The organism is Janthinobacterium sp. SUN073, from assembly GCF_030397665.1.
In the GTDB taxonomy this organism is placed as follows: domain Bacteria; phylum Pseudomonadota; class Gammaproteobacteria; order Burkholderiales; family Burkholderiaceae_D; genus Janthinobacterium.
On sequence record NZ_JAPUBT010000001.1, the window covers coordinates 1,689,838 to 1,714,946 of the forward strand.

Annotated in this window: 21 protein-coding genes; 12 read left to right on the plus strand and 9 right to left on the minus strand. The window is 62.0% G+C overall.

All coding sequences use genetic code 11. The features are described 5' to 3' along the window. Positions 1 to 131: 131 nt before the first annotated feature. Both O0882_RS07690 and O0882_RS07695 read right to left on the minus strand, forming a co-directional pair. Entirely contained in the window at positions 132 to 1,160 is a 1,029-nt protein-coding gene (locus tag O0882_RS07690; RefSeq protein WP_289946645.1) for a LacI family DNA-binding transcriptional regulator, read from the minus strand. Positions 1,161 to 1,167: 7 nt separating this feature from the next. Next, positions 1,168 to 1,782, minus strand: a complete 615-nt coding sequence (locus O0882_RS07695; RefSeq protein ID WP_141170976.1) for a glutathione S-transferase N-terminal domain-containing protein — start codon at positions 1,780 to 1,782, stop codon at positions 1,168 to 1,170. 277 nt (positions 1,783 to 2,059) lie between these two features. Between O0882_RS07695 and purB the strand changes: the two genes are divergently transcribed. The 6 genes from purB to O0882_RS07725 all read left to right on the plus strand — a co-directional run bounded on the left by purB (position 2,060) and on the right by O0882_RS07725 (position 8,247). Next, complete coding sequence (purB, locus tag O0882_RS07700; protein WP_116745757.1) at positions 2,060 to 3,439, plus strand: adenylosuccinate lyase; 1,380 nt, start codon at positions 2,060 to 2,062, stop codon at positions 3,437 to 3,439. Between the two features lie 186 nt (positions 3,440 to 3,625). Continuing rightward, positions 3,626 to 4,150 carry a cytochrome b gene (locus tag O0882_RS07705; protein WP_070311507.1) on the plus strand — a complete coding sequence of 175 codons (525 nt, stop codon included), beginning with the start codon at positions 3,626 to 3,628 and terminating at the stop codon, positions 4,148 to 4,150. Between the two features lie 41 nt (positions 4,151 to 4,191). Next, the gene (locus tag O0882_RS07710) at positions 4,192 to 4,746 is read left to right on the plus strand and encodes a YceI family protein (protein ID WP_289946655.1); all 555 of its coding nucleotides are present in this window, start codon (positions 4,192 to 4,194) and stop codon (positions 4,744 to 4,746) included. Positions 4,747 to 4,779: 33 nt separating this feature from the next. Then, a complete protein-coding gene (locus O0882_RS07715) occupies positions 4,780 to 5,355 on the plus strand; it encodes a YceI family protein (protein WP_096238130.1) in 576 nt (191 codons plus the stop codon). 164 nt (positions 5,356 to 5,519) lie between these two features. After that, entirely contained in the window at positions 5,520 to 5,789 is a 270-nt protein-coding gene (locus O0882_RS07720) for a GlsB/YeaQ/YmgE family stress response membrane protein (protein ID WP_096238131.1), read from the plus strand. Positions 5,790 to 6,093: 304 nt separating this feature from the next. After that, entirely contained in the window at positions 6,094 to 8,247 is a 2,154-nt protein-coding gene (locus tag O0882_RS07725; protein ID WP_289946658.1) for a S46 family peptidase, read from the plus strand. Positions 8,248 to 8,315: 68 nt separating this feature from the next. Here O0882_RS07725 and O0882_RS07730 read toward each other — a convergent pair whose 3' ends face one another. Beyond that, a complete protein-coding gene (locus O0882_RS07730) occupies positions 8,316 to 8,882 on the minus strand; it encodes a hypothetical protein (RefSeq protein ID WP_289946660.1) in 567 nt (188 codons plus the stop codon). A gap of 152 nt (positions 8,883 to 9,034) precedes the next feature. On the opposite strand from O0882_RS07730, the gene O0882_RS07735 reads away from it, so the two are divergent. Both O0882_RS07735 and O0882_RS07740 read left to right on the plus strand, forming a co-directional pair. Next, positions 9,035 to 10,723, plus strand: coding sequence for a M14 family zinc carboxypeptidase (locus tag O0882_RS07735; protein WP_289946661.1), 1,689 nt, complete (start codon positions 9,035 to 9,037; stop codon positions 10,721 to 10,723). 90 nt (positions 10,724 to 10,813) lie between these two features. Next, a complete protein-coding gene (locus O0882_RS07740; protein ID WP_289946663.1) occupies positions 10,814 to 12,967 on the plus strand; it encodes an FUSC family membrane protein in 2,154 nt (717 codons plus the stop codon). A gap of 128 nt (positions 12,968 to 13,095) precedes the next feature. On the opposite strand, the gene O0882_RS07745 is transcribed toward O0882_RS07740, so the two are convergent. The 5 genes from O0882_RS07745 to O0882_RS07765 form a co-directional block, all read right to left on the minus strand. Then, positions 13,096 to 15,051, minus strand: a complete 1,956-nt coding sequence (locus tag O0882_RS07745) for a S9 family peptidase (RefSeq protein ID WP_289946665.1) — start codon at positions 15,049 to 15,051, stop codon at positions 13,096 to 13,098. A 67-nt stretch (positions 15,052 to 15,118) separates the two neighbouring features. Next, positions 15,119 to 16,591 carry an amino acid permease gene (locus O0882_RS07750; protein WP_081344397.1) on the minus strand — a complete coding sequence of 491 codons (1,473 nt, stop codon included), beginning with the start codon at positions 16,589 to 16,591 and terminating at the stop codon, positions 15,119 to 15,121. A gap of 286 nt (positions 16,592 to 16,877) precedes the next feature. Next, on the minus strand, positions 16,878 to 18,308 hold the full coding sequence (locus O0882_RS07755) for an amino acid permease (protein ID WP_289946671.1): 1,431 nt from the start codon (positions 18,306 to 18,308) through the stop codon (positions 16,878 to 16,880). A 128-nt stretch (positions 18,309 to 18,436) separates the two neighbouring features. Then, positions 18,437 to 18,895, minus strand: a complete 459-nt coding sequence (locus O0882_RS07760; RefSeq protein ID WP_070254760.1) for a RidA family protein — start codon at positions 18,893 to 18,895, stop codon at positions 18,437 to 18,439. Between the two features lie 254 nt (positions 18,896 to 19,149). Continuing rightward, the gene (locus O0882_RS07765; RefSeq protein ID WP_289946674.1) at positions 19,150 to 20,733 is read right to left on the minus strand and encodes an ATP-binding cassette domain-containing protein; all 1,584 of its coding nucleotides are present in this window, start codon (positions 20,731 to 20,733) and stop codon (positions 19,150 to 19,152) included. A gap of 147 nt (positions 20,734 to 20,880) precedes the next feature. On the opposite strand from O0882_RS07765, the gene O0882_RS07770 reads away from it, so the two are divergent. The 3 genes from O0882_RS07770 to O0882_RS07780 are packed head-to-tail and all read left to right on the plus strand — an operon-like array spanning position 20,881 to position 23,226. Then, positions 20,881 to 21,153 (plus strand): hypothetical protein, encoded by a 273-nt coding sequence (locus O0882_RS07770; protein WP_289946675.1) that lies wholly within the window; start codon positions 20,881 to 20,883, stop codon positions 21,151 to 21,153. Positions 21,154 to 21,165: 12 nt separating this feature from the next. Then, complete coding sequence (locus tag O0882_RS07775; protein ID WP_289946676.1) at positions 21,166 to 21,720, plus strand: DUF2844 domain-containing protein; 555 nt, start codon at positions 21,166 to 21,168, stop codon at positions 21,718 to 21,720. Between the two features lie 33 nt (positions 21,721 to 21,753). Then, complete coding sequence (locus tag O0882_RS07780; protein WP_289946677.1) at positions 21,754 to 23,226, plus strand: DUF3443 family protein; 1,473 nt, start codon at positions 21,754 to 21,756, stop codon at positions 23,224 to 23,226. 49 nt (positions 23,227 to 23,275) lie between these two features. Here the strand turns inward: O0882_RS07780 and O0882_RS07785 are convergent, their stop codons facing one another. Further along, complete coding sequence (locus tag O0882_RS07785) at positions 23,276 to 24,388, minus strand: NADH:flavin oxidoreductase/NADH oxidase (protein WP_289946678.1); 1,113 nt, start codon at positions 24,386 to 24,388, stop codon at positions 23,276 to 23,278. Between the two features lie 162 nt (positions 24,389 to 24,550). Between O0882_RS07785 and O0882_RS07790 the strand changes: the two genes are divergently transcribed. Further along, a complete protein-coding gene (locus O0882_RS07790; protein ID WP_289946681.1) occupies positions 24,551 to 25,108 on the plus strand; it encodes a glycine zipper 2TM domain-containing protein in 558 nt (185 codons plus the stop codon). The last annotated feature ends 1 nt before the right edge of the window (position 25,109 follow it).

Sequence of the window (25,109 nt, forward strand, 5' to 3'; positions counted from 1 at the left end):
ACGGGCAATACAGAGGGAAAAAGCGGGATGCGAGGCGAATGCAGCGTTTTTTTTGCTGCTGTGCAGCATAAAAATAAGCGGGAAAATTTGAAATTACTGCAATCGGTTGCAGGCGATAGGAGATGCGCGCCTCAGCGGCCCGAGGCGCGTACAATCAGCTCGGTTGGCAATTGCTGGGATGGCGCAGGCGCGCCGTCGACCAGCGCCAGCAGCGAGGCCACCAGCGCGCGCCCGGCGGCGCGGATCGGCTGGCGCACGGTGGTCAGCGGCGGGTGGAAATACGCGGCCAGTTCGATATCGTCGTAGCCGACCACGGCCACCTGTTCCGGCACGGCCACGCCGCGCGCGCGCAGGGCGCTGATGGCGCTCATGGCCAGCAAGTCGCTGCAGGCAAAGATGGCGTCGAACGGGATCTGGCGATCCAGCAATTCCTGCACGTCCGTCGCGCCGCCCTGCGGCAGGAAGGAGCCGGCCACGTACAGTTGCGGGTCGGGCGCCAGACCTTGCGCGGCCAGCGCCTGCGCATAACCCTGGTGGCGCTGCGCCACTTCGGGCAGCTTGGCGTCGCCAAAGAAGGCGATGCGCGTGCGCCCCGCCGCCAGCAAGTGTTCCGTGGCCAGCCTGCCGCCGGCGACGTTGTCGCCGCCGACGGTGCAATACAGCTGCTGCGGCAATTGCGCGCCCCACACGACGATGGGCACCTGGCGCGCGGCCAGCTGGTTCAGTTGTTCATGGTGGCGCCACTGGCCGATCAGGATGATGCCGATCACGCGGCCGCTATCGAAAGACTGGGCGGCCGCATCGAGCGTTTCGGCATCCACGCGCGAAATGAGCATGTCGAAGCCCTGCTCCGTCAGCGCATCGGCCAGGCTGCCCAGCATGCTGAGGAAAAAAGGGTCGGACAGGTGCTGGCGCGTGGCAGCGTCATACGGCACCACCACGCCGACCGTGCGGTTCTGTTTCAGGCGCAGGTTTTGCGCGCCGATATTGATGGAATACTTGAGCGAACGGGCCAGCGCGATGACGCGCGCGCGCGTCTCTTCATTGACCAGCGAACTGCCGCTCAGCGCGCGCGACACGGTGGACGTCGACACGCCAGCCAGGCGCGCGATATCGGCCATCTGCAGGCGTTGCTGCGCCTTTGAATCGGTACCGGTCATCGTACGCTCACTGCGGCACGGTGTCCTTGAACGATGGCCGCTCGGACAGTTTGTCGAACAGGCGCGCCAGCGCGGGATGGTCCGCGCGCCAGTCGATTTCCGGGAAGCGGAAGCTGAGCCAGCCCAGCGCGCAGCCCACGGCCACGTCGGCCAGGGTGTAGTTCTTGCCGGCGCAATACGCACTCTCGCCCAGACGTGCTTCCAGCGCTGCCAGACCCAGCGTGATTTTGTCGAGCTGGCGCGCGATCCAGGCCGCGCTTTGCTGCTCGGGCGGGCGCTGCGTGCGCTCCAGGCGCACCAGCACGCCCGCGTCGAGGATGCCGTCGGCCAGCGCTTCCCAGTTCTTGATATCGGCCCGCTCGCGGCCATTGCCGCCAGCCGGCAGCAGCTTGCACACGGGCGTGAGGGTGTCGAGGTATTCGACGATGACTTTCGAATCGATGAGCGTGCTGCCATCCTCCATCACCAGGCAGGGCACCTTGCCCAGGGGATTGGCCTGGGCGATGCGGGTTTCCGGCACCCACACGTTTTCCAGCTCAAAGACATAGTCGAGCTTTTTTTCCGCCAGCACGATACGGGCTTTGCGGACATACGGGCTGGCGAGGGAGCCGATCAGTTTCATAGGTACTTTAAGGTAAAGGAGCAGCAAGCAGTATAGCATCGGCGGCAGCGGCGTTTGGCAGCGCGCGCCCGGCGCTCCCCGCAGTGTGGCAGGCATGCCGCATCGGGGCCGGATTCGGCCAGATTGCGGTGCGCTGGCGGCCGACGGACGGCTGGCCAGCGGCCAGCGGTGGTAAAATCGCCCTTTACTGTGGCGCCGTCAGTGTTGCTGTATTGCAATAACCCTGCCCTCCCCGCGCGCCACACGCCAACCGTTTCTTTAACTTGCGTCCGCTCTCATGACTTCTACTACTCCGTATTCCACGCTGTCGGCCCTGTCTCCGCTCGATGGCCGCTACGCCAGCAAGACCGATCTGCTGCGCCCGATCCTGTCCGAAGCCGGTTTCATGCACCACCGCGTGAAAGTGGAAATCTCCTGGCTGCAAGCGCTGTCGCAAGCCGGTTTCGCCGAGATCAAGCCGTTCTCGGCGGAAGCGAGCGCCCTGCTCGACAAGATGGCGGCCGATTTCTCGGAAGCCGACGCGGCCCGCATCAAGGCCATCGAAGCGGTCACCAACCATGACGTCAAGGCAGTCGAGTACTGGCTGAAGGAACAAGTGGCGGACGTGCCGGAACTGGTGGCGGCGTCGGAATTCATCCATTTCGCCTGCACCTCGGAAGACATCAACAACACCTCGCACGGCATGATGCTCAAAGCCGCGCGCGATGGCGTAATGCTGCCGGCCCTGCAAGGCTTGGTAGCCAAGCTGACGCAGATCGCGCACGACAATGCCGACGTGCCGATGCTGTCGCGCACGCACGGCCAGACGGCCAGCCCGACCACCCTGGGCAAGGAAATGGCCAATGTCGTGGCCCGCCTGCAGCGCGCCGTCAAGCGCATCGAGCAAGTGGAAATCCTCGGCAAGATGAATGGCGCCGTCGGCAACTACAACGCCCATTTGTCCGCCTACCCAGGCTTCGACTGGCCGGCATTCTCGCAGGCCGTCATTGAACAGCGCCTGGGCCTGGTCTTCAACCCGTACACCATCCAGATCGAGCCGCACGACTACATGGCCGAACTGTTCGACGCCTTTGCGCGCGCCAACACGATCTTGCTGGACCTGAACCGCGACATCTGGACGTATGTCTCGCTGGGCTATTTCAAGCAAAAACTGAAAGCGGGCGAAATCGGTTCGTCGACCATGCCGCACAAGGTCAACCCGATCGACTTCGAAAACTCGGAAGGCAACCTGGGCCTGGCCAACGCCATCCTGAAACACCTGTCGGAAAAACTGCCCGTCTCGCGCATGCAGCGCGACCTGACCGATTCGACCGTGCTGCGCAACATCGGCGTGGGCCTGGGCTACACCCTGCTGGCCTATGACAGCTGCCTGCGCGGCTTGAACAAGCTGGAAGTGAACCACGCGCGCCTGGCGCAAGACCTGGACGCGACCTGGGAAGTGCTGGCCGAGCCCGTACAAACCGTGATGCGCCGCTACGGCATCGAAAACCCGTACGAGCAGCTGAAAGAGCTGACGCGCGGCAAGGGCATCTCGAAGGAAGCGCTGCAAACCTTCGTCAACGGCCTGGCCATTCCGCAAGATGCCAAGGACGTGCTCTTGACCATGACACCGGGTAACTACATCGGCATCGCGGCGCAACTGGCCAAGGCAATCTAAGCGACCATCGCTACCCGGATCAGGCAGATCCACTCCCGCGGGGCGGCCAGCATACAAATGCTGCCCGCCCCGCGGTTTTTCCGGCAATCTTTCTTGTAGAATCTGCAGCACGCAGCGTAATTTGCTTTTCTTTGGTATATTAGGTCGAATTAGTCCTAATACGTACTACATTCAAGAAAGCCGCCGATGCAACGCTACACCACCACCGCCATCATCCTGCACTGGCTGACCGCCCTGCTGATCATCAGCGCCTTTGTCATGGGCCTGGTCATGACGGACATTCCCGGCCTGACGCCCACCAAGCTCAAATATTTCTCCTGGCACAAGTGGCTGGGCGTGACCGTGCTGGCCATCGCCGCCATCCGCCTGCTGTGGCGCAAGGCCAACGTGCCGCCGCCGCACCCGGCCAGCATGGTTGCCTGGCAAAAGAAGGCGGCCGATGCCATGCACGTGCTGCTGTACATCCTGATTTTCGCCGTGCCCATCTCCGGCTACCTGTACACCCTGGCAGCCGGCGTGCCGGTGGTGTATCTGGGCCTGTTCCAGTTGCCCGTCATCATGGCGCCGAACCCGGAACTTAAGCCGCTCTTAAAAGAAATTCATTATGTTCTGAACATGACAATGGCCGCCGCCGTGGCCGCCCATGTGCTGGCGGCGCTGAAGCACCAGTTCATCGACCGCGACGGCGTCCTCAAGCGCATGTTGCCGTAACACCGACTTCCCTTGCTAACTGAAACTCCAGGAAAAATAAGATGAAAACCACCCAACGCCTCGTCCTCGCTTCCCTGCTGGGCCTGTCCGTGGCCGCCACCGCCGCCACTCTGCTGAAAGTCGATCCCGCCAAGACCAGCGTGTCGGCCGTGTTCAAGCAAATGAACGTGCCCGTGGAAGCGAAGTTCAAGAAATTCAATATCGCCATCGATTACAACCCGGCCACGCCGGATGCCTCGAAGGCGTCGGTGGACATCGAGACGGCCAGCATCGATATCGGCGACCCCGAGTACAACAAGGAAGTGGCGAAGAAAGAATGGTTCAATTCGGCCCAGTTCCCGAAAGCCACCTTTGTCTCGAGCAGCATCAAGGCGGCCGGCGCGGGCAAGCTGACGGTGAGCGGCAAGCTGAGCATCAAAGGCAAGACCACCGACGTGACCTTCCCCCTGACGGTGAAAGCCGACGGCGGCAAATATGCGTTCGACGGCGCCCTGCCGATCAAGCGCCTGACCTACAACATCGGCGAAGGCGAGTGGAAAGACACGAGCATGGTCGCCGATGAGGTCACAATTAAATTCCATGTTTCTGCTCAGTAATCGCTATACCCCTTGTTCAACCTTAGGATATTCATGACATTCAAGCATTTGATGATCGCCGTGCTGGCAGCCGCCGGCGCGGGTTCGGCCATGGCCGCTACCGACACCTACAACCTCGACCCGACGCACACTTTCCCCAGCTTTGAAGCCGATCACATGGGCATGTCCGTCTGGCGCGGCAAGTTCAACAAGACCAAGGGAACCGTGACCCTGGACCGCGCCGCCAAGACGGGCAGCCTGGACCTGGTCATCGATGCCGATTCGATCGATTTCGGCCTCGACGCCATGAACACGCACGCGAAAAAAGCGGACATGTTCAATGTGGAAAAATTCCCGGCCATCACCTACAAGAGCAAGTCGTTCAAGTTCAACGGCGATCAGCTGGTGGAAGTCGATGGCGAACTGACCCTGCTGGGCGTGACCAAGCCCGTCAAATTGAACGTGAGCAAATTCAAGTGCATCATGCACCCGCGCTACAAGCGTGAAGTGTGCGGCGCCGATGCCAGCGCGGAATTCAAGCGCAGCGACTTTGGCCTGAACTACGGCATGCCGGCGTTCTCGCCGGAAGTCAAACTGGCCATCCAGGTGGAAGCCATCAAGGCCGACTAAACACAGCCTTGCCGTATCACAAGCCCGCCTCGCTGCCCGCAGCCAGGCGGGCTTTTGCATGCACGACGCAAATCCGCTGGACTTTTCTATCGTGCGGCATCAGTATCACTTGGCATGATGTTTTTCTAACATGACACCCACTTACCCATCGCGCGGAGGATTACATGAATTTCATTATCTGGATCGTTATTGGCGGCGTCATCGGCTGGCTGGCCAGCATGGTCATGAAAACCGATGCGCAACAAGGCATCTTCCTCAATATCGTCGTCGGCATCGTGGGCGCCTTTCTGGGTGGCTGGCTGCTGGCGCCCCTGTTCGGCACGGGCACCATCAATAGCGACAACTTCAGCGTGTCTTCGCTGCTGGTTTCATTCCTGGGCGCCGTGATCCTGCTGGGCATCGTGAATCTTTTGCGCCGCGGCAAAATCCGCTAGACCGGCGACACGCCGTGCCTCACGAGGTGGCCGGGCCGCGCAAGCGCCCGGCCACTTTTATTGCTGCTAGGACACGTATGGACAATACCACAGTCGCCGCACGGAAAAATGCGGGCTGGCGGCCGGCTCCTGCCCCTACGCCACTGATAATGATGCAATTTAAGCAATTATGCCGAAACATGCCACCCGGAAAATGTCATTGACTAGTGCGAGTTCGATACGGATACTCTAGGTCGCCCGCTGAGAAAAACACTGGGTACACGTTGGTTCCGACTTCCCACCATGTAAAAAGACTAGAACTCGAATGAAAAAATCTTTAATCGCGCTCGCCATCCTGAGCAATTTCGCACACGCCGACGAAGGCATGTGGATGCCCCAACAGCTGCCACAAGTAGCCAAGGAACTGAAAGCGGCCGGACTGAAACTCGATCCGACCACCCTGACCAAACTGACCGAGTTCCCGATGGGCGCCATTGTCAGCCTGGGTGGTTGCTCGGCCTCGTTCGTCTCGCCGCAAGGTCTGGTTGCCACCAACCACCATTGCGTCTACAACAGCGTGGCGGTCAATTCGACCAAGGAACGCGATTTGCTGGCCAACGGCTTCCTGGCCAAGACCTTCGCTGAAGAATTGCCGGCCGCTCCGGGCAGCCGCATCTTCGTCACCTCGGCCGTGACGAATGTCAGCGACAAGATCATCACCGCCGACGTGGCCAAGCTGCAAGGCAAGGCACGCATCGACGCGATCGAGAAAAACCAGAAAAAACTGGTCGCCGAATGCGAAAAAGAAGCCGGCTTCCGCTGCACCGTGTCGAGCTACTACGGCGGCCTGGAGTTCTACCTGATCAAGCAACTGGAAATCCGCGACGTGCGCCTGGTACACGCGCCTCCAGCGGGCGTAGGCAAATTCGGCGGCGACACCGACAACTGGATGTGGCCACGCCACACGGGCGACTACGGTTTCTACCGCGCCTATGTCAGCCGCGACGGCAAAGCTGCCGACTTCAGCAAGGACAACGTGCCGTACCAGCCAAAACACGTGCTGAAACTGGCCAAGGATGGCTTGAAAGAAGGCGATTTCGTGATGGCGCTGGGCTACCCTGGCCGCACCAACCGTCACCGCCTGCCATCGGAAGTGGCGTTCACGTTTGACTGGAACTATCCGGCCTTCGTGAAAGCGTCGGGCGAAACCCTGGCCATCATCGCGCGCGAAACCAAGGACAACAAGGACATTGCCCTGAAATACGCGGGTCAGGTCGCTGGCGTGAACAATTACTACAAGAACCGCCAAGGCATGCTCGATTCCTACGCCGGCAGCGACTTCCTGGCGCGCAAGACAACGGAACACGAAGCCCTGAAAACCTGGGTCAACGCCAATGCTGCCCGCAAGGCGGAGTTTGCCGGCGACATCGAGCAAGTGGAAAAGCTGATCGCCGAACGCGATGCCGACACCAAGCGCGACTTCTTCCTGGGCTACGCACAGCCACGCCTGCTGAACACGGCACGCAGTCTGTATCGTTTGTCCAACGAAAGCACCAAGGCCGATACGGAACGCAAGTCCGGCTACCAGACGCGCGATTTGCCGCGCATGGAAGCGGGCATCACCTCGGTCGAGCGCACCTACGATGAAAAAGTCGACAAGGCGCTGGTACTGAACAGCCTGACCAAGTACGCCGCGCAACCGGCAGCACAGCGCCGCGCCAGCTTTGACGCCGCCATCGGCATCAAGGACGGCATGTCGCCAGCCGACCTGTCCGCCGCCCTGGACAAACTGTATGCGGGCAGCAAGCTGGCCGACAAGGCCGAGCGCGCAGCATGGCTGAAACGCACGCCTGCCGAATTCCAGGCCAGCAAGGACAGCTTCATCCAGGCAGCCGTCGCCATGTATCCTGACTCGCTGAAAAACGAAGCGGAAGACGAAGAACTGGCAGGCAAGATCCAGCAAGCCTACGCCAACTACATGAAAGCAAAAATTGCCTTCATGAAGAGCAAAGGACTAGCCGTCTACCCTGACGCCAACAGCACCCTGCGCGTAACGTTCGGCAAAGTGGCCGGCCGTGACCATGGCGCCGACGGCACCACCTGGACCGCTTTCACCACCGTCAATGGCGTCGCTGCCAAAGCCACGGGCCAGGGCGAGTTCAATGCACCAGCGAATCAACTGGCGGCGATCAAAGCCAAGGACTTCGGTAAATTCGTCGATCCGAAGCTGAAAACCGTGCCGGTCGACTACCTGGCAACGTTGGATATCACCGGTGGCAACTCCGGTTCGGCTGCCCTGAACTCGAAAGGTGAATTCATCGGCCTGGCCTTCGACGGCACGCTGGACTCGATCATCTCCGATTGGGACTACAACAAGGCCAACACCCGTTCGATCCAGGTCGACCTGCGCTACATGCTGTGGAACATGAAACACATCGACCACGCAGATAACCTGCTGAAAGAAATGGGCGCTGAATAACAAAAAGCAATAACCCGGCAACGGGCGCTTTAGCCTGAGCCACTCCTGCGGGAGTGGCTTTTTTTCGCCTAGCGTTTTACTTTGGTGAAACGGTAAGGCACTTCTTCCTCCTCGCCAAACACGTGTGCCCTGCCACTTCCCAGCGGCAACATGACCCGCCGGCCATCCTGGCGCAGCAAGGCCAGGTCGGCGCCGGGAAAGCGCTGCGCCAGCAGCGGATACGCCGGCCGGGCTATGCTGGCGGCGGGAATCACGATGCGGTAATCGGCCTCGCCAAAGTCCAGCAGCAGCGCGGGAGCCTCAGGCCCCGGCAGCGCCGTGATGCGCAGGCGCGTGCTTCCCTTGACAAGCTCGAAGGCTGACCACGGGGGCAAGCTGCGCCGCATGGAGCCGATCTGCAACTGTGGCGCCTGGCCCGCATCGGCCGACGTCAGCAAGACATCGGGCCGCTCCTCCGCTACTGCCCCATCGACGGCCAGCAGCCAGCCACGGTAACGTATCAGCGCCCCCTGCGCGGTGGCCGTGACGGAACCGCCCTGCGTCACGGGTTCCTTGCTTGCCGGCAAGCGCAATGGCGCCGCCTGTGCCGCCAGGCAAGCCCACCACACCAGTGCCGCCATCGCTGCCTTGCCCATGCCGCCTCCACCCTTGCGCCTGAAAGGTATTCATAACACAAGTCCGGCGATCGCCTGCTGTCGCGCATCAAGGCAGAAGCGCCGGTGCTACAATTGGCCCCTAGCGGGCGTACTTACCCAGCGCGCCTTCCCCCTCCCAGACTCAGACCGCTATGCCACCAGACTTGCGCACGACCTACGAACTCGGCAACCACAACCAGACCACGACCTGGCTGGAATGCATCACCTTCTACAAAGATCTCGCCGCACGCTATCCGCAGGTGCTGCACTTCGAACAGATCGGCCTGTCCGACTCGGGCGTGCCCATCCACGCTGGCGTCGTCAGCGCCGATGGCGTGTTCGACCGCAAGCAGATCAAGCGTGCAGGCCGCACCGTCTTTTTCAACAACAACGGCATCCATCCGGGCGAACCGGAAGGCATCGACGCCTGCATGGCCATCGTGCGCGACCTCTGCACACAGCCCGAGCGCCTGGCGGCGCTGGGCAGCACCGTGCTGCTGTTCATTCCGATCTACAACGTCGATGGCAGCCTGAACCGCGCTAATACCTCGCGCGTAAACCAGGATGGCCCGGAGCAATTCGGTTTCCGCGGCAACAGCCGCCACCTGGACTTGAACCGCGATTTCATCAAGTGCGACAGCCTGAACGCGCAAGTGTTCAACCGCCTGCTGGCCAGCTGGGACCCGGACGTGATGGTCGACACGCACACGTCGAACGGCGCCGACTATCCGTACACGATGACCCTGATCCACACGCAGACGGATAAGCTGGGCAATGGCCTCGGCCCCTTCCTGCAAGACACCATGCTGCCGCACATCTTTGCGGCCATGGAAAGCGCCGGCTGGCCCACCTGCCCGTACGTCAATCCCGTCAAGGACAGCCCCGACCACGGCATCGCCGAATTCCTCGAAGTGCCCCGCTTTTCCACCGGTTTTGCGGCCCTGCATCACGTCATCGGTTTCATGCCGGAAACGCACATGCTCAAACCGTTTGCCGACCGCTACGCTTCCATGCGCGCCCTGCTCGACATCACGATGGCGTTTACCATCGAACATGGCGAGACAATCCGCCAATTGCGCGCGCAAGCCAAGGCGGCGGGACGCACGCAAGCCGAATGGCCGATCCACTGGGCCATGAATGAAGAGCAACCGTCGACCTTCCCCTTCAAGGGCTATGCGGCGCAATACACGCCGAGTATCCTGGGCGACTACCAGCGCCTGTCCTACGACCGCTCGCAGCCGTGGGAGCGCGATATCGCCTACTACAACCGCTTCGATGCGGACGTCACCGTGGCCGCGCCGAAAGCCTATGTCGTGCCCCAAGCCTGGCGCGAAGTCATCGAGCGGCTGCGCTGGAACGGCGTCGAAATGTCGCGAATCACCGCCGAACAGACCTTAACGGCGCGCTACTACCACATCGCATCCGTCGGCACGCGCGCCACCGCCTACGAAGGCCATATGTTCCACGACACGGTGGAAGTGGAAGCACGCACGGGCCAGTTCACGGTGCAGGCGGGCGATTATGTCATCAGCCTGGCGCAGGACAACGCCCGCTACGCCGTGGAAACGCTGGAACCGCAGGCGCACGACAGTTTCTTCCGCTGGGGCTTCTTCAACAGCGTGCTGGAGAAGAAAGAAGCGTTCTCCGATTACGTCTTCGAAGACATGGCATCCGAACTGCTGCGCGACGAACCGGCGCTGGCGGCCAAATTCGCCGACTGGAAAGCAGCGAATCCGGCCTTGCTGAGCAATCAGGAAGCCGTGCTCGATTTCATTTTTGAGCACTGCCAGCGCTTTGCCGAGCCCGAATGGCGGCGTTACCCGGTCATTGCCCTGATGTAACTCCGGGCTGTAGCGAATGCAACATCCTGGCGCCGCATCGGAGACCCCGGTGCGGCGCCTCTTTCTGTGCCCTGCCCACAAGGTAATCCCATGCACTACGCACTGAACCTGCGCACCTTTATTTACAGCCATTATTTTTACCTGGGCTTGCGCGTGGCCGTCGGCCTGGTGGGCCTGGCCTTGCTGACCCAGGAAATCAGCGACAGCGCCACCGCCATGACGGTATGCATCGGCGCCCTGTGCACGACCCTGATGGACATGCCCAGCCCGCTGCGCCACAAATTCAACGAAATGCTCGCTTCCGTGCTGCTGTGCAGCGCCGTCACCCTGCTGATCAGCCTGTGCGGGCCCGTGCAGTGGCTCTTGATGACGGTACTCGTGCTGGTGAGCTTTCTCGCCAGCATGATGGTGGTGTACGGCAAGAAGTCCATGCCCTTGCAGCTGGCCGCCCTGTTCATCATGACCATGTCGATGGAGCACCAGATGACGTGGCAGCAATCGTTCCACCACGCGGGCCTGTTCATGCTGGGCGGATTGATCTATCTGGCCTATGCCATGGCCATCGCCTGGGTCTTGCGCCACCGCATCAAACAGCAAGTGCTGGCCGAAGCCCTGTTCGAGTTAGCCGCCTACATCGACATCAAGGCCGATTTCTACGACACGCGTTTCAATTTGACGGAGCAATTCAACAAGCTGGTGCGCCATCAAAGTATTTTGGCCGACCGCCAGCAAGCGTCGCGCGACCTGATTCTGCGCAGCCACAAGAACAGCAAGGACGCCATCGTCGTGCAAGTGCACGTGTGCATGCTGGATTTATATGAACTGATCCTTTCCACGCACACGGACTACGCGCTGCTGCGCCAGCACCTGGCCGACTCCGAGGTGCTGCAATCCTTGCACGACCTCGCCTACAAGGCGGCGCGCGATATCGAAGCCGTGGCGTATGCCGTCACGCGCAAGCGCGCCTCGTATGCGCACATCAGTTATGACAAGGAATGGGCCGATATCGAAGGAGAAATTGCCCGCCTGCACGCACAAGGCGACGCTGCGCAGGAAGCGCTGGCGACCTTGCGCGCGCAGCGCAACAAGATCCGTGCCATTCTGAAGATGATCGCGGAGCTGCACCTGGCCACGCAAAAAGTCTACGACAACGTGCCGTTCTGGAGCGGTGCCGACATGGCGCCATTCCTGTCGCAGCAGAAATACGAATTCAAGACCCTGCTGTCGAATTTGCGCCTCGATTCACCCATCTTCCGCTTCGCCCTGCGCGTCTCGATGGCCATCTCGGTGGGATTGCTGATCGGCCACTGGCTGCCGTATGCGGCGCACAGCTACTGGATCGTGCTGACCATCGTCATCATCCTGCGCCCCACGTTCAGCATGACGCGCCAGCGCCGCGCCGACCGCATCATCGGCACCATCATCGGCTGCGTGGTCACGGCCATCGTGATCCGCTTCGTGCACAGCAATATCGTGCTGATGGCCATTCTATTTCTCTCCATCGTCGCCACGCCCACCTTCATCTATCTGCGCTACCGCTACACGGCCATCGCCGTGAGCCTGATGATCTTGCTGCAAATGCACCTGGTGGCGCCCAGCAATACGAACCTGGTCAGCGAGCGCCTGATCGATACCCTGATCGGCGCGGCGGTCGCCACCGTGTTCAGCTTCGTGCTGGCCAACTGGGAATACCAAAGCCTGCCACGGCTGGTGCGCCAGGTGCTCAACGTGAACCTCAGCTATATGCAGGCCAGCTTCGCGCTGCTGCAGGGAAAATGCTTCGATGATTTCGCCTACCGCATCGAGCGCAAGCGATTGATGGACAGCCTGGCAGCCCTCAGCTCGGCGCTGGTGCGCATGCTCGACGAACCGGCCAGCAAGCAGCGCGCAGTGGAAGACATCAACTTGTTCATCGTGCAAAATTACCTGCTGGTGGCCCACGTGGCGGCGCTGCGCTCGATCCTGGGACGCCACGCCAGCCAGCTGCCTGTCGCGCCCGTCAACGCCCTGCTCAGCCACAGCCATACGCAAGTGTGTTTGACCCTGTCGCGCGCGCTGGAGCAACTCGACAACAAGGCCACCATCAGCGCGCCGCTGGCTACCCCTGCCGCGCCGCCCGTCAGCGACGTGGCCTGGTCGGGCTGGCCGCTGGTCAAGCGACGCATCCGGTTGTTGCAAGCCGATGCGGACAAGATTGTGATACATAGCGCGGCGATCGTGCACATCGTCTCACCACGCGGCTGACAAAAAGTCCATGGCGTTGTTGCCGCGCCTCGTCGTACATTCGTACTGCCTTCGGCACGACGCCTAGCCCTGAACATTTTGTCAGCCGCGTTATCCAGGCTGGCCTGCCTGCGGCAGGCCACCAATCACTACTTCAGATACTGCTCGAACCAGCCAATGGTGCGTTTCTGCAAGTCGCGCTGGTGTTCGGGCTTGCGGAAGGAATGGCCTTCGCCATCGTAGATGAACAGGCTGGACGGCACGCCCATGGCGCGCAAGCCGTGCCAGAATTCCAGCGACTGGGCGGCCGGCGTTTCCACGTCGCGCTCGCCCACATAGATCAGGGTCGGCGTCTTCGCCGCCTTGATCGATTCGATGGGCGAAGCACGGCGGTAAACCTCGGGCTTGTCATACGCGGACGCGCCAAAGAACGGGATCATCCACTGGTTGATGCCGTTCTGGCCATAGTAACTGATCCAGTTCGATACTCCCGCGCCCGCCACGGCCGCCTTGAAGCGGTCGCTGTGCGTGACGCCCCACATGGTCATGAAGCCGCCATACGAATGGCCGATCAGGCCCAGGCGCTGGCCGTCGACGGGCGCCACTTTTTCCACCGCATCGATACCGGCCAGGATGTCGCGCCAGTCGCCGCCGCCAAAGTCCGCCATGTTGGCGCGCGTAAACGCCTGGCCTTGGCCAAAGCTGCCGCGCGGATTCGGCAGGAAGACGAAATAGCCTTTTTGCGTCAATTCCTCGATCACGGTGCTCGCTGCCACATAACGGGGCGAGGCGGCGGCGCCCGGGCCACCATGCACGTTGACGATCATCGGGTAGCGCTTGCCGGCCTCCACCGACAACGGTCCCAGCAGCCAGCCCTGCACCTTGTATTGCTCGTTGCTCCAGCCCACGTTCCGCACCGTCAGTTGCGGCGCAAAGCCGTCATTGTCGCGCGTGATCTTTTTCAGCTGGCCCACCGGTCCCGCCACCAGGTAGCTGGCGTGCGTAAAATCTTCCTGTGCGGCAGCGGCTTGGCGGCCATCGGCGCTGAACGACAGACGACCATCGCTGCCGCTACTGCTGAGCTCACCGAGCATCACGGGCTGGGCCGGACCGGTTTGCGCATCGACGGGCACCAGCGCCAGCTGCGAATCGATCAGCGCAGTCGCCAGCAAGCCGGCGCCGCGCCAGACGACGCCATTGAAGGTGCCGCGATAGTCTTGCGTGAGATTGCGCGGCGTGCCGCCGGCCAGCGGTACGGTATAAATGTCGCCGCCGATGGAGCCGAAATCGCTCATCAGGCCGCCGATGAAGGCCACCGTCTTGCCATCCGGTGAGACGGAAGGCAAGTTCAGCTGCATGGCCGGTGATGCGATCACGCGCAGGGCGCCCGTGGCGGCATCGATATGGCTGAGCTTGGCCACCCACCAGTTGCTGTCGCCATTGCCTTGCGCGCTGGTGGCGACAAAGCCGCGGCCATCGGGCGTCCAGCTGTATTCATACACATAGGTATCGCTTGGTGACAGCAAACGCGGTTCGCCGCCACTGGCAGGCACGACGGCGATGCGCTGGGCGTCGTCTTCGCTGCCCACCTCGCCCACCTGGCGCACGCCCGCCTCCACGGCGCCGGCCAACTTGCGCGCGCCCACCGTGGCGAGCAAGGCCAGCTGCTTGCCGTCGGGCGACCAGCGCGCCGTACCGGCCACGCCCTTGATACTGGTTAACATCCGCACTGGCGCCTGCGCCAGGGTAGCCAGGTACAGCTGCGCCGTGCCCGCCTTGGCGTCGTAGCCAACGAAGGCCAGCTGCCTGCCATCGGGCGACCAGCTGGGCTTGTCGTACGAACACACGGTGCAAGGATCGAATTGCTGCACGATGGCGCCGTTGGCGGCGTCGCGCACGACGATGACTGCATGCGGGCGCTGCGGCTGTGGCTGTTCCGCCGCCTTGCTCGATTCAATGGCGGCGATGTGCTGGCCATTGGCCGACAGGGCCACGGCACGGTAATCGCGCAATGCCGGCTCGGTGGCAGGGGCGGCCTGCGCCACGCTCCCCAGAAGGCTGCTTGCCAGCAAGCCGCAAGCGGCCAGATCAGTTATTTTCATCATGTAAATTCCGGTTAGAAATAAAAAAAACCGCCGGCAAGCGCGGCGGTTTCGGATGGAACAGACTGCATTAGCGGGCCTTCTTGCCCAGGTGCGAATGCCGCATGCTGTACAGGAAATAAATGGCTACCGTTACCGCCATCCACACGCTGAACACGACAAACGTCGTATGCGGCAAATCGCGCATGATGTACAGGCAAGCCAGGATGCTCAGGCCGGGAATCACATATGGGCCGAATGGCACGCTGAAGCCTTCGATGCGGTTGGCGCCCTGCTTGTGGCGCAGCACGGGCACGGCAACCGAGACGACCATGAAGGCGGTCAGGGTGCCGATGCTGACCATGTCCCACAAATAAGTGGCATCGATGGAGCCGGCCACCACGGCCACCACCAGGCAGACGATGATGGTATTGCTGACTGGCACCAGGGTGCGCGGGTGGATCTTCTGGAACGACTTCGGGATCAGGCCGTCGCGGCTGACGGCAAACAGGATGCGCGTCTGGCCATAGATCGTCACCAGGGTCACGCTGAAGACGGAAATGACGGCGCCGGCCGACAGCACCAGCGCGGGCCAGGTCTTGCCCGTGACGTTTTGCAGGATCACCGCCAGGCCCGCTTCCTGGCCTTCGAACAATTTCGCCTGTTGCGCGCCCAGGGCGGCCACGGCCACCAGCAAATAAAACACGGTGACGATGAGCAAGGCGCCGAGGATGCCGCGCGGCACATTGCGCGTGGGATTTTTCACTTCGTCGCCCGCCGTCGCCACCGTATCGAGGCCGATGAAGGAGAAGAACACGGTGCCTGCCGCGGCGGTGACGCCCGTCATGCCGGCAAAGCCCTTGCTATTGTCAGTATTAAAGAAGGGAAAGAAGTTGTCGGCATTGAATCCGGAAAACGCGATGACGACAAAAAACACCAGGATCGCCAGCTTGATGATGACCATGATGGCGTTCATCAGGGCCGATTCCTTGGCGCCGCGCAACAGCAAAAAGCCGCACATGCAGATCAAAAAGATCGGCGGCAGGTTGATGTGGCCGGCATGAAACTCCATGCCATGCGGGCCGGAAACGATCATCGGCGTGCGCAGCATCTCGGGAATGTGCCAGCCGAAGGCATTTTCCAGGAAGTTGTTCAGGTAGGACGACCAGCCGATGGCCACGGCACTGCCCGCCAAGCCGTATTCGAGCAGCAAGCAGGCTGCCATGATGAAGGCAAGAAACTCACCCACGGTGGCGTAGGCAAACGAATACGAGGAGCCGGAAGCGGGAATGCGGAACGACAGCTCCGCATAGCACAAGGCCGTCAAGCCGGCCGTGATGGCGGCGATCAGGAAAGACAGGACGACCGAAGGGCCCGCCTTGGGGACGGCTTCGACCATGGTAAAGAAAATGCCCGTGCCGATGGTGGCGCCGACGCCGATCATGGTGAGGGAAAACAGGCCGATGGAGCGGCTCAAGCCGCTGCTGCTGAGGCCTTCACCATATTCGACCGTGGTATCGATCGGCTTGGTGCGGCAAAGTTTCTGGACCAGGGTTTGGCTCACTAGCATTCCTTTATGAGGCACACATATTCGTATGACGGGTAAAAACAAATAGCGCTCCGGCCCTACCTGGCAAAAAACCGGAAAGATCGCGTCCATTTTCAAAACTAAGCGATTATAGGGCTTTCATCGGCTCAGCTAAACAGAACTTTGATGCAAGGAAACAACGCCAGGCGTGCGCCGGCAAAGCCGCAGGAGTGCAGGCGAAGAAGAAATTGTTTATATGAAAGAAAAAGCGCGCCGCTGCGGGGGCAGGGACGCGCTTTTGACTCAGCTCAACTACGCTGGCTTACTTCTTGACGTTTGGCGCATCGGCCGGCGGCCAGCCTGCCTCGTAGCCTTGCGGCACGTCGTCGCGGCGGTCTTTCGGCGCCAGGCCCAGCACGTAGTACAGCACCGTCAGCAGGATCAGCCAGGCTGGTCCGACCATCAGGGCGATGCGCGTATCGGGGAAATACGCCATCAAGCCGATCACCAGCGCCAGGAAGGCCAGCGAAATCCAGGAACCGTAGGGCGCGAACGGCATGCGGAAGGCCAGGTTCTTGATTTCCAGCGGCGTCAAGGTCTTGCGGAACTGGATCTGCGTGACCAGGATCACGCCCCAGGTCCAGACGGCGCCGAAGGTGGAGATCGAGGTGACCCAGATAAACACTTTTTCCGGCACCAGGTAGTTCAACAACACGCCCAGCAGCAGCGCGAAGACGGACACCAGGATGGCGCGGCGCGGCACGCCGCTGGCCGTGGTTTCCGCAAACGCCTTCGGCGCCTGGCCTTGCAGCGCCAGGTTGTACAGCATGCGACCGGTGCTGAAGATGCCGCCATTGCACGACGACAATGCCGCCGTCAGCACGACGAAGTTGATGATGCCGGCGGCCGTCTTGATGCCCAGGCGTTCGAACGTCATCACGAAGGGACTGCCGGTGGTGCCGATTTCATTCCATGGGTAGATCGACAGGATGACGAACAGCGCGCCGACATAGAAAATCAGGATGCGCCAGAACACCGAATTGATGGCGTCGGGAATCGATTTCTTCGGGTTGGCCGCTTCGCCGGCCGTCAGGCCGATCATTTCCACGCCCAGATAGGCAAACATCACCATCTGCAGCGACATCAGCACGCCTTGCGCGCCATTCGGGAAGAAGCCGCCATGCGTCCACAGGTTCGAGATACCGACGGCCACGCCGCCATTGCCCAAACCAAAGACGATCATGCCCGTGCCGCCGACGATCATCAGGATGATGGTGACCACCTTGATCAGGGCGAACCAGAACTCGAACTCGCCGTAAGCTTTCACGGCCAGCAGGTTGATCGCGCCCATGGAGCCCAAGGCCGCCAGGGCCCAGATCCAGCGCGGCACGTCGGGGAACCAGATGCCCATATAGATGGCGACGGCGGTAATTTCCGCCACGCATGTGACGAGCCACAGGAACCAGTAGTTCCAGCCCGTCAGATAGCCTTGCAGGGGTCCCAGGTAATCCTGGGCATAGCGGCTGAAAGAACCGGCCACGGGATTGTGCACGGCCATTTCACCCAGCGCGCGCATGATCATGAAGATGACCGCGCCACCGATGATATACGACAGCATGATGCCGGGACCGGCCATCTTGATCGCGTTGCCGGAACCCAAAAAGAGGCCCACGCCAATCGCGGCGCCCAGCGCCATCAGGCGGATTTGCCGCTCGCCCAGGCCGCGGTGCAAGCCTTGTTCACTCGTTTTCATTACGTGTCTCCGTTTTTTTCTTGAATACACCGATCCCTCGCCCCAATGGCGGTTCCGCTCTTGCTGGAAAGGAGGAAAAGGCGAGCCGGCGGTTATCGCCGGCATGCTCATGTGGTCAGGCTACGGCGTCAGGCCAGTTCGGCGATCAGTTCGATCTCGACGCAAGCGCCCAGCGGGATTTGCGCCACGCCGAAGGCGGAGCGGGCGTGCTTGCCGCTGTCGCCAAAGACTTCGACGAACAGTTCCGAGGCGCCATTGGTCACCAGGTGCTGTTCCGTGAATGTGGAGGTGGAATTGACCAGGCTCATGACCTTGACGATGCGCTTGACCTTGTTCAAGTCGCCGCCGCACGCGTCTTGCAAGGTGGCGATCAGTTCGATGGCGATGCCGCGCGCAGCGATCTTGCCTTCTTCCGTGGTGACGTCCTTGCCCAGTTGACCGACCCATACCTTGCCATCCTTCTTGGCCAGATGGCCGGACAGGAAGACGGTATTGCCCGTGCGGGCATGCATCACGTAGGCGGCAGCTGGTGCGGCAACGACTGGCAGTTCAATGTTGAGGGCTTTGAGTTTTTCGTAAAACGACATGCTATTTCTCCAAGAAAACAATATAAGCGAAACCAAAATTCATGCACGGCAGGGCACGGAGGATGACGCCCTGGCAGCGCGGTAGTGACCGACAACAGTGCCAGATTAAACGTCATCATATTGGTGAACGAGCAGTTTTAGTTCACAAATAGGCCCGGTTATTCAGTGGATTATACCGACAATCAAACAAAATTCAGCATTGGTTCATGAAGCATGCTCTACAGGCATCGAGCGTGACTTTTTTCATTAAATTATCACTTATGCAATGTCAAGCCCTCCGGGTCAAGGTTTATCGCCTGCAAAAATGCCTGGTCGTGCGAAACCACAAGTAACGCCCCCTGATATTGCAGCAGCATCTGCTCCAGCGCCTGCAGGCTGGCCAGGTCCAGATGATTGTCGGGTTCATCGAGCAACAGCAGTTGCGGCGGCGCCAGCGCATACAATTCGGCCGCCAGCGCCACCTTCATGCGCTCGCCGCCGCTGAGCAAACGACTGGGCATGGTGGCGCGCGCGCCGGCAATGCCCAGCAGCGCCAGCCGCGTGCGCAGCTCGCCTTCCGGCACAATGCTGTTGCGTTCCTGCAAGCGTTGCACGGCGCTCCACTCGCCTTCCCGCAGGCCCGCATGCTGGTCCAGCCAGGCCACCTGCGCATGGCAGCGCAGCGCGCCGCTGGCCGGTGTCAGCTGTCCGGCGATCACGCGCAGCAGGGTCGACTTGCCGCTGCCATTGTCGCCCGTCACGGCCAAGCGGCGCGGCCCGCTGAGTACCAGGTTGATCGCGTGCGCCTGGCCATGCGGCAAGACCACGTCGCGCAATTCCAGCAGCAATTTTCCATTCGGCACCAGGCTCTCGGGCGCCAGCAGCAAGCGTTCGACCTCGGGCGCGCAGCGGGCGCTGGCGTCCATCACGCGCTGCTGGCGCGCCTGCTGCGCCTCTTGCGCGCGCAGGCGCAGCTTGCCCTGGCTATCCTGGCTTTTCTCCTTTTTCGCGTCGAGCAGCAGCTTGCTTTGATTGCCTTCGCGGCCCTCGCGTTCACCGCGCGTCACCCGTTTATGTTGCCGTTCTGCCTGCTGCTGCGCCTCGCGCTGTTCACGTCTGGCACCGGCCTTTTCCGCTTGCAGGGCGGCAACGTAGGCGGCCTGCTCCAGTTCCCGCTGCTGCGCATACAAGGCGTAATTGCCGCCATAGCTGCGCAAGCCCTGCGGCGACAGCTCGACGATTGCATCGACGTGCCGCAGCAAGGCGCGGTCATGGCTGACCAACAGCAAGCCGCCGGGCCAGCGCGCCATCTGCGCCACCAGGCGGGCGCGCTGTCGCGCATCGAGATGGTTGCTCGGTTCATCGAGCACCAGCCAATCCGCCTGCGACAGCCAGGCGCCCTGCAAGGCGATGCGCTGGCGTTCGCCACCGCTGAGGCGACTCGTCGGCGTGGCGGCATCGACATGGCACAAATCGAGCGCATCGAGCGCCTGGCGCAGGCGGGCGGGGGCATCCCAGCGCTCGCCCACCAGGGCGTAGTCGGCCTCGTCAACGCTGCCGGCGGCGATGCGCGCCAGCGCCGCCAGCACCTCCTGCATGCCGGCGAGGGCCGCCACGGTGGGATAGCGCTGCGGATCGGGTTCCTGCGCCACGTAATGCAGGATGCCGTCGCAGCGCACGGCGCCAGAAGACGGCTGCGCCTGGCCCGCCAGCAGGCGCGCGAGAACGCTCTTGCCCACGCCGTTATCGCCAACGAGGCCGATACGTTGCGGTGCAAAGGAAAATTGCAAATCGGAAAACAGGGCGCGGCCATCGGGCAGCACGAAGGAAAGACGGTCGAGTTGTAGTAATGCGGGCATGGATACTCCTTGAGCAAGGCTGGCGAACCCGCGCGGCGCAATGGTGCGCTGGCGGGAAGGGCGAGGCCGTGCACAGCACGGCAGTATCAATGGCGCATGTCGAAGCGTCCGGGAAGAATGAGGAAAGAAACCGGAGTTTAGCAGAAGATGGAGGCCATTGCCCGGCGCACGTGCCAAGCGGGATTCTCATTGTTTTTTCATATCGATCAGCACGTGTCGGACAGATTCAATCTTTTTCTCAACGGCTACGGTATTTTCTATCTTGTCGCAAAGCAAGAATTCCATCCACCCTTGCCCATCACAGCGGTGGAAGCCGATGCTGGAGCGGCATTCGAACAATTACCGATAGAGACGCCTTTTCTGAAGACTCGCAACGACGCAAGTGGAAAAGAGGGGCGATTATTTATGATTAGCAAATGAAAAGGTGTCGATATGTTCAACTCTCCACGTAGTGGGCCAGCGCGGCTCACAAACCACCTGGCGATGACGCCCGCGCGCAGTGCCATGCGCCCCACTGTCTTGGTATTTCTGCTGTACATTTTCTCCCCTGTCGCCCAGGCCGGCCTTGGCGACATGATCTCGCCGGCCCAAGGGCCCGTCGCCGATGCCAGGGCCATGCACGCGCGCTCCTTTTCAACCGTCCTGAACGCATCGGCCTCGACGAGTTTGCCGTATTCCAGCCACAGGATTGTCCTGCCCGATGGCGGTGTCGCTACGGAGTTTGCCAATACCGACGGTTTCGTATTCGCCGTGTCGTGGGCCGCCCCAACCATGCCAGACCTGGCATCCCTGCTGGGCGCCTACAAACCCTCCCTCGATCGCGCCCAAGTCGCCCAGCGTTCGTCGCGGATTCGTTCGCCGCGCCTGCTCAATGCCTCCGCCGGCGACTGGACCATCGTTTCAAGCGGACACCTGCGCGCCTATTCGGGCTATTCCTACCTGAGTTCCCGGCTGCCGGCAGGCTTCGACCTGGCGACACTGCGCTAAGAGCCTCGCCCAATTCCCCCCCTCAAGGATTCCATGAAAACGACCTCCTTCGCACACCGCTGCCGCCTACCATTGATGTCCGCGGCATTTGCCCTGTTCGCCACCCTCGCCCTGAGCGCTTGCGGCGGCGGCTCCGACTCATCAGTCCCGCCCCCTGCGACCGGGAACCAGCCCGGGAATCAGCCCGTGATACCGCCAGTGGTGGCGCCTCCTGTCGTCGCCCCACCGGTAGTGGTGACTCCGCCTGTGGTCACCAATCCGCCCGTCACCCCCATCGATCCACCGATCATCATCAAGCCTCCTGAGAACAAGCCCGGCGGATCGCCGTTGAATCCGGTCGCCGCCGTCATCGGCGACGACAATGTCGCGCCTATCTATGTCGATGCCGGCCCCGCGAACGGTAACGGCAACACGCCGAACGCGATCTTTGTCGATGTCAAAATTTGCGCTCCGGGCAACGCCAGCAACTGCGCCGTCATCGACCATGTCCTGGTTGACACCGGCTCGGTCGGCCTGCGCGTGTTTGCCGCCGACATGCCCTCCCAACTGCTGGGGAGCTTGGCCAACGCCACCTCAGGCGGTGAACCTTTGGGCCAGTGTATTTCTTTCATCTCCGGCACCACCTGGGGCAGCGTGCGCAGGGCCAACATCCGCATGGGCGGCACCAATCAGGGCGGCAAACTGGCCACCAATATGGCCATCCAGATCATCGCCGATCCGGCCGCCACATTTGCCAGCATCCCGGCAACTTGCCAAACCCAGGGCAGCATGCTGAAAACGGCGGCGGACATGGGCGCCAAGGGCATCATTGGCGTGGGCTTGTTCGCGCAAGACTGCGGCTCCGCGTGCACTGTCTTCGCCGCTCCGGTCTACTACGCGTGCTCCTCGGCTCCATGCCACCAAATTCCAGTGCCGCTGGCTGATCAGGTTGGCAATCCCCTCACCGGCTTTGGCGCCGATAACAACGGCAACATCATCATCTTGCCCACCTTGTCGAACCACGTTGCCAACCGCGCCGAGGGCATGCTGATCTTTGGCCTGGGAACCCGCTCGAATAATGCCCTGCCGGCGGGCAGCTCGGTACTGGCCGCCACCAATCTCGGCTACTTTTCGTCGGACTTCAATGGCCGCACCTTGAGCAACAGCTTCATCGACAGCGGCTCGACCATTAACTACTTCCCCGCTGGCGGCAACTTCATCTCCTGCAGTGGTGCAAACTCCGCCTTCTTCTGCCCCGGCGGCGCCCTGTCGCTCACGGCCTCGAACACGGGCCGTGCCGGCACAGTGTCGACCGTCTCCATCCTCACCGTCGACGCATTGGCCGCGTTCAGCGCAAACCCGACCGCCCATGCGTTTGAGGGTTTGGCTGGCGCCGTGGGAGCGCCTTACCAGACCTTGAACATGGGGGCGAGCTTCTTTTTTGGCCGCTCGGTTGGCATGCTGATCGATGGCCGCTCCGCAGTGGGGGTGAGCGCCACGGGCCCCGTCTTTACGCATACGCCTTAGCCCTCCAGCCCCGCCGGCTGCCGGCAAAAGACGCTCCCGAGCGGGATTATTAACGCTGGCCCAGCGTCGTGTCGCCGAACAGGTTCTGGTACTCGCGCGGCTGCGAGCGCCAGTACTGTGGTGGCGCCTGCACTTGCGCGCCCAGCTGGGCCGCCGCATGCCAGGGCCAGCGCGGATCGAACAGGATGGCGCGCGCCAGCGCCACCATGTCGGACTGGCCATTGGCAATGATGTCTTGCGCCTGCTGCGCGTCCGTGATCAAGCCGACGCTGATGGTGGGCAAGCCGCTGTCGCGCTTGATGCGTTCGGCAAACGCCACCTGGTAGCCGGGTCCCACGGGGATCTGCTGCTGCGGCGAAATGCCGCCGCTGGAGACGTGAATGAAATCGGCGCCCAGCTGCTTGAGTTCCTGCGCGAAACGCACGCTTTGCTCGATCTCCCAGCCGTCCTCGACCCAGTCGGTGGCGGAAAGGCGCACGCCCACGGCCATGCTGGCGGGCACGGCGGCGCGCACGGCTTCATAGATTTCCAGCGGAAAGCGCATACGGTTGTCCAGGCTGCCGCCATAGGCATCCGTGCGGTGATTCGACAGGGGCGACAGGAACTGGTGCAGCAAATAGCCGTGCGCCGCGTGCAATTCGATGCCCTCGATACCGAGCGCATGCACGCGCTGGGCGGCCGCGACAAAGGCGCCCTTGATTTGCAACAAACCCATCTCGTCGAGGGCGATCGGCACGGTTTCGCCGGGCGCGTGGGCGATGGCGGACGGCGCCACCGTTTGCCAGCCGCCGTCGGCCAGATGCACGCAAGCACCGCCCTGCCATGGCGCGCGGCTCGACGCCTTGCGTCCCGCGTGGCCCAACTGCACCACCAGCGGAATCGGAGCGTGACGGCGGATCGCCTGCACCACGCCGGCCAGCGCAGCCTGATTCGCATCCGACCACAGGCCCAGGTCATCGGCCGAGATACGTCCCTCGGGCGAGACGGCCGTCGCCTCCGTCATCAGCAAGCCCGCGCCGGACAGGGCCAGGTGGCCCAGGTGGATCATGTGCCAGTCGGTGGCGTTGCCATTGTCGGCCGAGTACTGGCACATGGGCGCAATGGCGATGCGGTTGGCCACCTGCAGCGGCCCCAGTGCATACGGCGTGAATAGCTGGCTCATGGCGGACTTTCGGAAAGGGGGAAGCACCGATTCTACTGCGCTTTGGAAAGCACGGCTTACACCTGCTTACGTTTGATACAGCGCAAGGGCTAGCCTTGCGCAGGCGAGGACGTTAATCTGGACACATCAACAACACCCGCACTGCCACCCCCAGGAGAACACATGAACACGACGACCACCGCCAGCCGCATCCACCCCTTGATGGCCGGCGCCGCCATTTCCGTGACGGTCCTGTGCCTGGTGGGCGCGGCGTCCATCGCCGGCATCCTGCCCAATTCGCGGGCGAATGTGCCGGCCACGCCAGCCACCCCTGCCGACGTGGCCGCCATGACGCCGGCGAACGCCGCAGCCCTGGCAGCGCCTGTAGCAGCACCGGTGGCCGCGCCTGTTGTCGCGCAAGCCGCCCCGGCACCGGCGCCCGTCGTGCACAAGCGCGTCGTGCACCACACGCAAGTGGCGCAGGCGCGTCCTGCCTACAATGACGATGGCTACCGCGACACAGCCTACCGCGAACCCGTGCGCCAGCAGCCAGTGCCTGCGCCGGCACCAGCCCAGCCCAATTACGTGGGCATCGGCACGGGTGCCGTTATCGGCGGCTTGATCGGCAATCAGGTCGGTGGCGGCCGCGGCAAGGCGCTGGCGACGGTGGCCGGCGTGATCGGCGGCGGCATGCTGGGCAATGCGGTGCAGAACCAGGTACAACAGCCGCCACAACGTTAAA